Origin of the sequence: Lewinella sp. (assembly GCF_050633125.1) — a bacterium.
Taxonomy (GTDB): Bacteria; Bacteroidota; Bacteroidia; order Chitinophagales; family Saprospiraceae; genus Lewinella.
Genome location: NZ_JBOEFX010000027.1, coordinates 1 through 12926, shown reverse-complemented (window position 1 = coordinate 12926; position 12926 = coordinate 1). Strand labels below are relative to the sequence as shown.

The window sequence follows — 12926 nt, the reverse complement described above, 5'->3', positions numbered from 1 at the left end:
ATGTTGGGCGCAGTGGCCCAACTCTCATCCAAATCTCCGTCTGCTACCTTTAGGTTAACCCTTACGATCTGGTCTGCATAATGATGCTGGCGATCAAAGCTGTACTCTTTTTGTACGTATAAAAAAAGTGCCATCGCTGCCGTCATTCCCACCGTGAGCCCCAACAGGTTGAGGAGCGAGAAAAAGCGGTGTTTGCGCAGTTGGCGCCAAGCTAATTTCAAGTGTAACATGAGGTGAAATTTAGTCGTTTTTTAATGCTTCAACAGGGTTTGCCAGCGCTGCTTGCGTAGCTCGGATACCTACCGTGACGGCCGCCAAAAGCAGCACGCCAAGGCCTGCTCCCAAAAGCGGTGTGGGTGTTAGATCAATCCGGTAAGCGAAATTTTGTAGCCATTCCGTACTTCCATACCAAAAAAGCGGAACCACCACCACAAAGGCAATCACTAACAAAAACAGGAACTGACGGCTCAACAAAAGCACAATTTGCCCCAATGAAGCGCCCAGCACCTTGCGGATACCAATTTCCTTAACGCGCTCCGTGAGCAATAAACTTACCAAACCAAACAAGCCCAGCCCAGCGATAAAACAGGCCAATAGTGTAAATACCCCAAATAGCTTACTGAGCTGCACTTCTGATTTAAACAATTCATTGTAATTCTCATCCAAAAAGCTGTAGCGCAAGGGCACATCCGGCTCAAAGGCCGACCAACTGTTTTCTACATGAGCAATGGCTCCAGCAACATCCTCATCACTCAGGCGGATACTGATGTAATCCTTGAAGACAAAATCCTTGAAATAACAAAAAGCCAGTGGTTCGATTTCCTGATGTAGCGATTGCAGATGAAAATCCTTGACGACACCAAGAATTTGCAATCGTTCCTCATCATCACGCCCCTCGTTTTTGATAAGTACATGGCCGATAGGGTTCTCCAATGCTAGTTTTTTCACTGCTGCTTCGTTGAGAATCACGCCAAGGGAATCACGGCTATTCCCAATTTTAAAATTTTCTCCCGCTAACAGTTCCAGATCCAATGTGGGCAAAAAGGTATCATCGGCTAGTATCCAATTTAAGCCAGCACCTTCCGAATTCCCTTCAGCACGGAAGTCGCGTATTTGATAAACGGGTTGGCCAGGTAATCCATTAGAAAAACCTACCTCTGTGACCCCAGGATGGCGCAGTAGTTCTTCCTTGAAAACATCTTTTCGTTCCTCAATCTCTCTATCATTTTCGATGACCAGGAGGTTGTTTTTTGCAAAACCTAATTCTTTATTTTGGAAATAGTCTACCTGCTGATAAATGAGCCAGCTGCCGGCCATCAGCACCATCGACAACACTAGCTGTACCACAAGCAGACTATTGCGCAAGCTATAATCTGAAATCAACTTCACCTGCCTCCCACGCAAAGCATTCATGGTAGTAGATCGGCTCAAAAACAAGGCAGGGTAGGCCCCAGCTGCCAATCCGGTAAACAAGCACAGGCCCAAGAGTTTTATCCAAAATATCGGCTGGATAAAAGCATCTCCTTTTATAGTTGCTCCCAGCCATTGTGCAGCTCCTTCCTGCCAACCAATAATCAATACCAAGGCCAACCCGCCAGCCAACACAGCTGTAACCACCGACTCCGACAAATGCTGCCTTACCAAACTGCCGTAGCTGGCCCCCAACACTTTGCGGACACTCGTTTCGGCAGCCCGGCGCGTAGCCTGGGCTGTAGCCAGGTTGATAAAGTTAATAATCGCCATAAAGAGCACCAAGTAGGCCGCCCAAAGGAAGAGCCCTACGTAGGTAGCATTCCCATTGGGGCGCATCTCCCGCAGGTAATTTGAAGTCAAGTGAATATCAGTGATCGCCTGTAATGGATAATCGAAATTTGCCTTCGCCAGCAGCTCCGGATTCGATTCCGCCATGGGCATACTGGGAAGTGTTTTGGTCTCTGCAATATTTTTCAGTTTAGCTTGTAATTGCTCACGTGCTCCTGGAGTAAGGGCTTTGGTACGCAAATAAGTATGCATCACATTCCAGGTCCAAACCTGATTTCGGTACAAGTCATCAGGATAAGAGCTGGCTGAAATCAGCATCGTGAACTGAAGGTGACTGTTGGCTGGTTGATCTTCCATTATTCCGGTAATCGCCCAAGGTGTACCGGCATCTTTGCCTCCCAGCAACTGACGGCCCAATACTTTGCCATCGCGAACAGCTTCCTCGCCGAAATAGCGTACCGCTGTCGAACGCGGCAACACTACACTGGCAGGTTCAGCAAAGGCCGTTGCCGGATCACCAGCAATCAGTCCGTAATTGAGTACCTTGAAAAAGTCTTTATCAACGGCAAAAGCTTTGGTTTCCCGAAAAACCTTCTCCAAATCATTATCTGCACGCATGGTGAAATCCGACCAGTAAAACACCCGGCAGATGGCTTCCACCTCCGGCACATCACTCCTGATAGCTTCCGCCAACGGTGGGGGTGTAGTAGCGTAGCGCTCCTCCTTTCCTTCAAAGCCCCACAAGGTATTTACCCGAAAAACTTCATCAGCTTTCTCGTAAAACTGGTCATAGCTACGCTCGTATTGCACATGGTCTGTGATCAACAAGAAAGTGGCCATCCCTACGGCTAAACCCAAAACATTGAGTAACGTAGTTCGGCGATTTTTCAACAGGTAGCGAAGGGTGATTTTCATGGTTCTTGTTTTTGGTGCTCATCCCGATTCCTCGGGATTCGCGGTTGTGCTCGTTCCTCGCGGTTGTACTCGCTGCGCGAGTGGGTTTTTGTATTACCTATGGTCTAAACTCGAAAAGTCGGAAAAGCCTCCCCCCCGTGAGCGCCAGCGAACACCCCCACGAGCGTAAGCGAGTACAACCGTGAGCGCCAGCGAACACTCCCACGAGCGCAGCGAGTACAACCGTGAGCAAAGCGAACACTAATCTCTCCTAATCGCATCCAACGGATTGGCTACCGCCGCCCGGAGGCTTTGTAATCCTACCGTCAATAGCGCGATTCCGGTGGCTAAACCGCCAGCCAGGGCAAACATCCACCAACTTAGTTCTATTCGGTAGACATAATCTTCTAACCAGTTTTGCATCAGCCAGTAAGCGATAGGCGTTGCAATGACCAGCGCAATAATAACCAGCTTCAGAAAGTGAGCAGAAATCAACTGAACGATGCTGTAAATGGTGGCTCCCAGTACTTTGCGAATCCCAATCTCGCGAGAACGACGCTCGGCCACGTAAGCCGCCATTCCAAATAAACCGAGGCAGCTAATGAAGATGGCCAAGATCGTAAAGAAGCCCGCCAAGCGGCCAATTCGCTGCTCCTCGCCAAATTTTTGCTCGTGCATCTCGTCCAAAAAAGCGTAGTCAAATACGTTGACGGGATCGTATTTAGTGTAGACCTTTTCAACTGCCGCCAGCGTTTCCTCCGTACCTGCTGTGGGTTTCATTTTGAGAGTAGCATACTGCGAACGCTCATAGTCGATAAAAAAGATCGTTTGCTTTACAGGCGTATATGGCGACTGCGTAATCATGTCCTCCACAACACCAACGATGGTGTAGGTCTCGTCTTCTCCCCACTTTATTTTTTGACCAATAGGGTCGGCCAGTCCCATGTATTCTTTTGCTGCTTTGTTGATGACAAAGCCCATCGAGTCGGTCGCAAATTCTCGGGAGAAATCTCTGCCTTCTACGATATTCCAGTCCATGGTTTTCCCAAATTCGTGCGAGACGCGCAGCGTTACAAACTCATCTTGAAAACCTTCTGCTTTACCCGGCCAGGATAGCCCGCTATTGGTCACAAAGGTGCTGGTGAGTGGAGCTTCCGACTTGGCGACTTCTTCAATAAAGCCCGTATTCAGCAAGTCTTCACGGAAGGTATCAAAGCGTTTGTCGAGTTCAGGACTCCGCAGGTTCAAGCCAATCAAACCTTCGTTACTAAAACCAATGGGCCTGTTTTTGGCAAAATTTATTTGTTGAAAAACAACGATAGTTCCTACGATCAGCACCACGGAAACCGTAAACTGTAGTACGACGAGTACCTCCCTCGGGCGATTATTAACGGCACCTTTTTTCATCATCCCTTTAATGGCGTTTATTGGTGCAAAGGAGGACAAATACAAGGCCGGATAGCTGCCAGCCAGAAAGCCCGTCAAAACACAAAATCCGGCACAAAGCAACCAAAAGACAGGCGAATTCCATTGCACTACCATCTCCTTATCCGCCAACTGGCTGAAGAAGGGCAACAGTACGGTTACCAAGCCCAACCCAACTAGGCCGCCACCAAAAGCCAAGAGCAATGACTCGCTGTAGAATTGGCCGATCAATTGGCTTCTGCGCGAACCCATCGTTTTACGGATACCCACTTCGCGGGCGCGTTGCTCAGAACGAGCCGTACTAAGGTTCATGAAATTGATGCAAGCCAACAGCAACACAATGAAACCGATCAACGCAAAAGAGCGCACATAAGTGATCCGCCCACCAGCACTCACACCGTTTTCAAACTCAGAGTGTAACCGCCACTGCGACATCGGGTGCAAAAACAGTTCTGGTTTAAATCGTAGGCCTTCTGCTTCGCTCATCCGTTCCTGCTTCAGTTTTTCAATCGCAGTGGAGACTTCCGCAAAGGTTTTACCTTCTTTCACTTCTACCAACACCTGAAACCAGCTGTTGCCCCAGCTTACCCATTCAGGCAGACCTTGTTCATAGAGCAGCCAGCTTCCCATAAAATCCATATCGGCATAGCTAGAGTTCTTCGGCAAATCTTCGTAGACACCTGCAATGGTCACCTGGTTTTCTTCATTCAGGTTTAGTACTTCCCCTACGGCGTTTTCAACACCAAAAAAATTGCGAGCCGTTGTTTCCGACACCAAAATTGCATCTGGGTTATCTAGTACGGATCGAGTGCCGTGTATTACATTTAGCCCTAGTAATTCCGGCCCACCGGGTTCACTGAAAATGCCATTTTGGTTGAGCAGCTTTTCGCCTTTGCGCAAAGTATTTACATTGTTAAAAGAGGTCATCACTACGGCATCAAAATGACGGCCGTAATCGTCACGCAGCACATCAGCTGATTGTTTGGGCTGGCTCCACCAGGTTTCTACCACGCCTTCGAAGGTGTGATTTTGCATCACGCAAGCTATCCGTTCGTACTTGTCGTGGTATTTATCGAAGGAAACCTCCTCCCAAATCCAAATGCCAATGATGATAGCCACCGCCATTCCTACCCCCAAGCCCATGATATTGAGTAGGGTAAAAAACTTGTTGTTGCGTAAATGCCGATAGGCAATTTTGAAATAGGTATGGAACATGGTTATTGGATTTAACGTGAATGATTTAAGGGTAGGACTATTCGTTTTTCAATGCTTTCACTGGGTTAGCCAACGCCGCTTTTACACTTTGCAAGCCTACTGTAACAAAAGCAATCCCCAAGGCTAGGCCACCTGCCAATAAGAAGACCCACCAAGATATCGTGATGCGGTAAGCAAAGTTTTGCAGCCATTGATCCATAAAATAATACGCCAACGGAGAAGCCACTAACAGCGCAATCACCACCAGTTTGAGGAAGTCTTGAGAAAGCAACTGAACCAAACCAGCAGTGCTAGCCCCCAGTACTTTGCGAATACTAATTTCCTTGCGGCGTTTTTCCACCAGATAAGCCGCCAGGCCAAACAAGCCCAGGCAAGCAATGATAATCGCCAAGGTTGTAAACAGGACAAATACCCTCCGAGCTGTAGTTTCTTGGGTATAAAGTTTGGCCCACTCCCGGTCTACAAAAAGGTAAGAAAGCGGTACATCTGGTTGAAATTGATTCCAGATACCTTCTATTTGCCCAAGCGCAGCCTGAGGGTTACCTTCTGCTAAACGAACACTGATTTGAGGCTGCGCTGCGCCGTTTGCATTACGATCTTTGTGAACAAAAAACAATGGCGAAATACCGTGGTGCAAGGATTGAAAGTGGTAATCTTTTAAAACTCCTACTATCTTGTAAACAGAAGGGTTCTCCGGATCGGGGTTCAACCATCCATCAGAGGTAGAAAGACGTTGACCTATGGGATCTTTCAAGCCCATTTCACGAACTGCGGCTTCGTTGACCAATACGGAAAGGGTATCCGCGAATTCTTTAGAAAATTCACGCCCCGCCACCAAGTCCATTTTCATACATTCTACATAATTCTCCCCTACGATCAGGCCGCTACCAGTGGTCATTTCATCTGCGCCAGGTGGTTGGAATGATACTCCAAAATAGAACTGTCCAGGCACTGAATTGCAAGAACTCGCTGCTACAACTCCCGGTAGTTTTCCAATTTGCTCAAGAAAGGTTTCCGATTGCTGGCTTGTCATTCCGCCTGCATTTTGCAGGGTCACTAGACTCTCTTTGTTAAAACCTAAAGACTTATTCTGCGTATATTGTAATTGTTGGTAGATCAGGATCGTCGCAACAATCAGGAAAATGGAAATCGCAAATTGACATACCACTAATGCGTTTCGCAAACCTCCTCCTTTCGTATTTTGTAACAAACGCCCTTGGAGTACCTCAATTGGCTTGAACGAAGAGAGAAATACGGCCGGATAAAAACCAGAAGCCAACCCCGTAAGCATTGCCACTCCTGCCAACAGGCTGAGGCTAAATGGCGCTAATAAAATACCACGACTCAGGGTTTTCTCTGTCAGCGCATTGAACCAAGGCAACGCCAAGCCTACAATAATCCCGGCAATCAATGCCGCGATTCCACTGATCAAAAGGGCTTCGACCAAAAACTGAATCACCAACTGGCTCTTTTCAGATCCCAATGTTTTTCGGATACCTACCTCTCTGGCCCGCCCTGCCGAGCGTGCTGTAGAAAGGTTGATAAAATTGATCCCCGCAATGACAATGATAAGCAATGCAATCAGGGAGAAAAAATAAATGCGACTCCGCGACCCTGGTGGTTTTATTTCTCCTTCCTGTATGGAATCAAGGTAAATATCCCCCAGATTTTGCAAGGTATAATTGTATCCGTTCCCCTGTTCTTGGTAGGTCGCATAATCCACCCCAAAGTGGTTGAGCACCGGCCCTGAGACATATTTTGCCACCAGGTCAGGGAACTTAGTCTCAAGCTGATCCGCTTGGGTTTTCTCATCCAACAAGAGATAAGTCATCGCAGAAAAACTAACATAATCGGGGTCACCCGCCAAGAAACCCATCGAGGTAGAGGAAACCAAAAACTCAAAAGAGAGGTGTGAATTAGAAGGCACATTTGCACATACGCCGGTGATCGTAAAATCATCATCCCCCTGTACCTGATCCAGCGGGCTGCCAATAATATTCGAGCTGGCCCAGTTTGATCCAAAATACTTCAGAGCCATATCCTCTGTGAGAACAATGCTATTAGGAGCACTGAGCGCTGAGGCAGCGTTGCCTGCCAATAGCGGAATATCAAAGAATTCAAAAAAGGTAGAGTCCGACCAGATAATATTGTCTTCTCTGTAGGTATTGTCTTCTTTACGCAATAACATGTTAGCCGGGCCAAAGAAAAACAGACGGCAGGTTTCTTCTACTCCCGGATACTCTGTGGCCATAGCTTCGGCGTAACCTGCCGGAATAATCGCATACTGTCGGCTGCGGTCAGGGTATTTACGTTCAAGTGCTACACGGTAAATACGATCAGCTTTGGTATTGAATTTATCATAACTGAGTTCGTCTCTAATGTAAAGTACTAGGAATAAAAACCCTGCTATGCCAATAGCCAGCCCTAGTATATTGAGCATCGTAAAACCAGGCTGCCGTTGCAGATTGCGCCAAGCAATTTTTATGTAATTCTTAAACATAGTCTTAGCTTTTATTATTCTTAAAACAATGGCATTACTCCGCTATTCCCCTCGCAAATTGTCGGAAGGATTCATTAATGCAGCACGCAAGGCTTGCAGACTTACGGTAAGGAAAGCGATTACCATCGTCAACAAACCGGTCAGTCCGAAAACCCACCAGTGTATTGGTGTGCGATAAGCAAAATCCGCCAACCACTGCTGCATCCCGAAATAGGCAATAGGAGAAGCGATTAGCACCGCCATCCCTACCAGTAGCAAGAATTCCTTCGAAAGTAGCGTCACTAAATTTTGAATACTTGCTCCCAGCACCTTGCGAATACTCACCTCTTTCTGTCGCTTTTCGGCAGCATAAACAGACAGACCAAAAAGCCCCAGACAGGCAATAACAATTGCCACAAAAGTGAAGGTGCCAATGATCCGAGATAAAGTCTGCTCCGTTTGATATAACTGGGCAATATCATCCTCTAAAAATGAATACTTGAAAGGTAAATCTGGAATTACCCTCTCCCAACTAGATTGGGCTTGCGCCAAAAAACGGCCATAATCCTCCGTATTAACATCTGCAATGAGAAAGGATAAATTTTCCGGTGCCGAAGCAATGAGCATAAATGGTCTAAGCTCATCCGTTAATTTTTGATACATGACGTTCTCCATGACCCCCACAATGGTCATGCTCATCCTGTTTTCTTCAAAATCAGAACGCAAAACCGTCCCCAGGGCCTCGGCAATGGGGATTTGTAGCTCATCCAAGAGCGCCTCATTGACCATTATCCGAAAGTTGCTCCCATCGACAACCGTATCCATCAAAGTGAGTACTCTTCCTGCAAGGAGGTCAATTTTTAAAGCATCCAGATAGTGTTCGTCGGCATAGTCGAGCCAGGCAATTTTCGATTCATCCATACTTTGCCCCGGCTTGTATAGGGCAATATCACGAGAGAGGGATTTTCCTGGTAACTGAAGCATTGCCGAAACATTGCGCACCTGAGGCATTCGCCTCAGTTCATCCCCTAGGCCTGCCACAGCGCTACCGTCACGAGCGCCCTGCAAATCAAAAACAACCTTTTGTGTGGCCTCAAACCCTAAATCTTTATTCAACAAATAATCTACCTGTGTATGAATAATCAAGGCTCCAATGATCAACACAGAAGCCACTGTCATCTGACTGACAACCAGCCCTTTGCGCAGCAAGGAAGCACTACCGTGATGGCTGGTTACGTGTTTGAATAAAGCAATAGGTTTAAATGCCGACAAATAGAGGGCAGGATACCCACCCGCCAGTACTCCCGTCCCTAAGGTTATCCCAAACAGCAGTAGCAATGTTTTCCCGGAAAGGGAAATAACGACCTCAGCTCCTGTAAGTTGATTGACAATAGGTAATAGAAGCTCTGTCAGTGGCAAGGCCAAACCTACGGCTAGAAAAGACAAGAGTAAACTTTCTACCATAAACTGGCTAAAGAGGCTGCGGCGATTAGCACCCACGACCTTCCGTACACCTACTTCCTGAGCCCTTCGGGTAGCACGTGCCGTTGTCAGGTTCATAAAATTAATGCACGCTACCAACTGAATAAACCCTGCAATAGCCAAGAGTAGGCTCAAGAAAGTCTTACTTGTATTCCCGGGGGTATCACCATTCAAATTCGTTTGGGTATGAATAGCGGTGATGGCTTGCAGCTTCAATTCTTTCTTCATTCCTGATTCGCGGAGTTGGTCGCCTCCGTGTTGTTGCAAAAATGCGGGAAACTTAGCAGCCAATGCATCGGCATCCGTTCCGGGAGCCAAACGTACATAACCGTACAAGAAATTATTGCCAGCCCAAGAGGTATTTTGGCGAACAAACTGCCCTACGTCACCTGAGTTCATGCTCATAAATAAATGGCTATTCAAATGCGAATCGCCCAGGCTGTAATCAATCACACCGGTCACTTTAAAAGGTACTGCCTCACTCCAATCGCCAATCGCAATAGTTGCTCCTAAGGCACTCCCTGTACCAAACAAGCGTTTAGCCAAGGTTTCAGAGATGACAACCGAAAAAGGTTCCACCAAAGCTGTTGTGGAGTTACCTTCTACAAAATGGTATTGCAAAACCTCAAAGAATGTACTGTCTACATAATAGCCTGCGTCTTCGTAGCAAACCTCTTTTTCTACCCGCAGCAGTTGTTGCTCTACGCCAAGAGGTTGACAAGCCCGTGTAGCCATCAGTACCTCTGGAAAATCAACCTGCATGGCCGGTGGAATCGGTGGCGAGCAAGTAGCCATATCCATAATTTCCTTGCTCTCGCCCAGCGTTAATTCACTTGTGACACGGTACACCTCTTCCGCATTCTCATGGTGTAGATCGTATCCATAATGATGCTGAACATACAACACCATGTATAAGCAACAAATCGTACCCAATGTAAGCCCCAGCAGATTAATTCCGCTAAAAGTCTTGTGTCGCCAAAGCGTCCGTATCGCTATTTTGAGATGGTTGTAGAACATGGTTTAATTTTATTTATCCAGCAATAGCAATCCACTTTTACTCATTGCGCAATGCCTCTACCGGGTTGGTCAATGCCGCCCGCAAAGCCTGCCCACTGACGGTCAACAACGCTATAAACAGTAGGGCTACTCCGCCAATGACAATCGTCCAGACATTCATACTGATCCGATAGGCAAAATTATTCAGCCAGTTACTCATCAACCACCAAGCCACCGGCCCGGCAATCAGCAGGGAGATAAGAATCAGCCGAATCATATCAGAAGAAAGCAAAGCCCAAAGACTCGTCACCGAAGCCCCCAACACCTTGCGCAAACCTATCTCCTTGCGGCGCTGGCGCACCATAATTGCCATCAAGCCAAACAGCCCCAGACAAGCAATGAAAATCGCTAGTCCGGCAAAGCCTTGCAATAAGGTATTGGTGCGGGCTTCTGCCAGGTATTGTTCCAGTACATCTTCTTCCAGAAAAGAATAGTTAAACATTTGGTCGGGGTAAAATTCTTGCCAGCTAGCTTCCAGTCGCGGCAATGTGGTTGCTATCTGAGCAGGGTCCATCTTCACCCCTATCTGGTAATAAAGCATAGACAAAGGCAGGATAGCCGTAGCTGCTACTTCATCATGTAACGAACTGGTATTGAAGTCTTTCGTAACCCCTACGATGTAGCCTTCTGCATTATTAAAGCCAATGATAATACGTTTATCAAGCACTTCTTCATAGTTCCTACATCCCATTTCTTTGACAAGTGCTTCATTGACCACAATGGGCCATTCTTCTCCTTCGGTTGGGAAACGGTCGCCTATCCTGGCCGTTTCTTCTACCGAAACAAATCGACCAGCCAGTAATTCCAGGGCGTAATTTTCCAGGTAACTCTCATCAGCAGCTTTCAACTCTATATTATTTCGGTGCTCTTGCGGGCTACGCCCTTTCGGATAATAATCCGAACCGATGTTATTTCTGGATGTGGGTGCACCCAAGCTAAAGGTCACCGACGACACCCCGGCTTCTCGCTCCCATTCTTCTTTTAGCTGCGGATTTCGGCCAGTTTCATTACGCGACACCTGCAAAATCGCCTCCTGCCGGAAGCCCAGGTCCTTATTTTGAATAAAATCCAACTGCCTTGAAACGGTAATCGCACTACAAATCATCACTAGCGTGATCACAAACTGGGCCAGTATGAGGCCTTTACGCAAGCTTACCTGGCTCTTATCGCTCACCACCTTACTGCCTTTCAATACCTCATTCGCTTTCTTACGAGCGATAACCCAAGCCGGATAACCGCCAGCAATCACACTGATGATCAAGGTGATCAAAAAGACGAATCCAATCAATGAATAGTCTTGTAGCCCTTGGTAAGAAATTTGCTGTTGCAGTTTTTCTTGTAAATAAGGTAAGCCCAACTGTAGCAACAGCACACTAAAAACACCAGCACTCAGGGCAAGCACCAGTGCTTCGCCCCAGTATTGGGTCCATAATTGAATACGGCTGGCTCCCAGCACCTTACGCATTCCTACTTCTTGTTGCTTACTCAGATTTTGTGCCAACGACAGGTTCACAAAATTGAAACAAGCCATCAACAAAATCAACAAACCTGTTGCACCAGCAATCCACAGATAAACAGGGCGAATAGCTTCCACCGAAGCAACTTGATCGACACGAGGATCAAAATGGATGCCACTCAATGGTTGCAACCACAGCTCATTCATTACACCTTCTTCCTCTCCATTCATGTATTTATCGACCAACGCTGCAAGGTCAGCCGAAAACTGCTCAGGAACTCCTCCTTCTGGTAGGCGTACATAAGCTACACCGCCGATAGAATTCCCCCACTGATCTGTAGGAAAACCTAAATAATCTTCGTTTAATGAAGCCAAAGAAACCAACATATCTGCTGCCAGGTGGCTTTGTTTTTCGCCCCGATAGGTACCCACCACCGTCAAGTCTAACTTTTCGTCTAGCTTGATCGTCTTCCCCACAGGGTTTTCCGTACCAAAAATCGTATTCGCTGTTTTCTCCGACAGCATTGCTTTACCAGGGGCTGCCATGATCGCGGGGTCCACCCCTTCCGCCAGGCCAAAATCAAATATTTCCAGAAAACTACCATCAGCGAAATACACTTCGTCCAGGCGATAATGATCCTTGCCCGGCACACGCACAATCCCCCGGCCACTGCCATGTATTCCACTCACCAGTTCCAACGCTGGCACTTCAGAGCGCAAAGCATCCACCAATGGGTAAGGGGTACCTCCACTGTAATCCACTTCGCCCTGGCTCGTTGCGATCTGGGTTACGCGGTAAATACGGTCAGCTCCTGCATGGTGCGCATCGTAGTTAATTTCATGCCGGATATACAAAAACAGCAACATCGCACAACACAGCCCTACACTCAGACCCACCAAGTGGATCCCCGTAAAGAGAGACTGCCTTTTCAATTGTCGCAAGATCGATTTCAAGGTATGTTTTAACATCTCGGGTATTTCGTTAAACGACTTTCGTCAATGATTTCTAAATTGAATTATGGGCCCTGCCCACTGCTCATCGCAGGGGCACCAGGCTATCCGTGGGGACGCCCCCCACTCCTATCCTTGGTCCTTGCGCCCTCCGGGCACCGCGCTCACCTGTTCGGTTCGCTATAATAATAGACTTGTTCTGCTGGG

Annotated in this window: 6 protein-coding genes; all 6 read right to left on the bottom strand. The window is 47.3% G+C overall.

From position 1 onward, the window contains the following. Window positions 1-230, bottom strand: a 230-nt coding sequence (locus ACRBG0_RS08470) for an ABC transporter permease (RefSeq protein ID WP_431486470.1), incomplete at its 3' end; no start/stop codon positions are given. Between the two features lie 10 nt (window positions 231-240). Beyond that, entirely contained in the window at window positions 241-2676 is a 2436-nt protein-coding gene (locus ACRBG0_RS08465) for an ABC transporter permease (protein WP_431486469.1), read from the bottom strand. 240 nt (window positions 2677-2916) lie between these two features. Next, on the bottom strand, window positions 2917-5295 hold the full coding sequence (locus ACRBG0_RS08460) for an ABC transporter permease (RefSeq protein WP_431486468.1): 2379 nt from the start codon (window positions 5293-5295) through the stop codon (window positions 2917-2919). A 37-nt stretch (window positions 5296-5332) separates the two neighbouring features. Further along, window positions 5333-7795, bottom strand: coding sequence for an ABC transporter permease (locus ACRBG0_RS08455; RefSeq protein ID WP_431486467.1), 2463 nt, complete (start codon window positions 7793-7795; stop codon window positions 5333-5335). A 42-nt stretch (window positions 7796-7837) separates the two neighbouring features. Further along, the gene (locus ACRBG0_RS08450) at window positions 7838-10273 is read right to left on the bottom strand and encodes an ABC transporter permease (RefSeq protein WP_431486466.1); all 2436 of its coding nucleotides are present in this window, start codon (window positions 10271-10273) and stop codon (window positions 7838-7840) included. A gap of 37 nt (window positions 10274-10310) precedes the next feature. Next, window positions 10311-12737 (bottom strand): ABC transporter permease, encoded by a 2427-nt coding sequence (locus ACRBG0_RS08445; RefSeq protein ID WP_431486465.1) that lies wholly within the window; start codon window positions 12735-12737, stop codon window positions 10311-10313. Window positions 12738-12926: the final 189 nt, after the last annotated feature.

Coding starts and splice junctions, on each gene's coding strand:
- ACRBG0_RS08460 (WP_431486468.1), bottom strand. CDS start 5,295: ATGTTCCATACCTATTTCAAAATTGCCTATCGGCATTTACGCAACAAC.
- ACRBG0_RS08450 (WP_431486466.1), bottom strand. CDS start 10,273: ATGTTCTACAACCATCTCAAAATAGCGATACGGACGCTTTGGCGACAC.
- ACRBG0_RS08465 (WP_431486469.1), bottom strand. CDS start 2,676: ATGAAAATCACCCTTCGCTACCTGTTGAAAAATCGCCGAACTACGTTA.
- ACRBG0_RS08455 (WP_431486467.1), bottom strand. CDS start 7,795: ATGTTTAAGAATTACATAAAAATTGCTTGGCGCAATCTGCAACGGCAG.
- ACRBG0_RS08445 (WP_431486465.1), bottom strand. CDS start 12,737: ATGTTAAAACATACCTTGAAATCGATCTTGCGACAATTGAAAAGGCAG.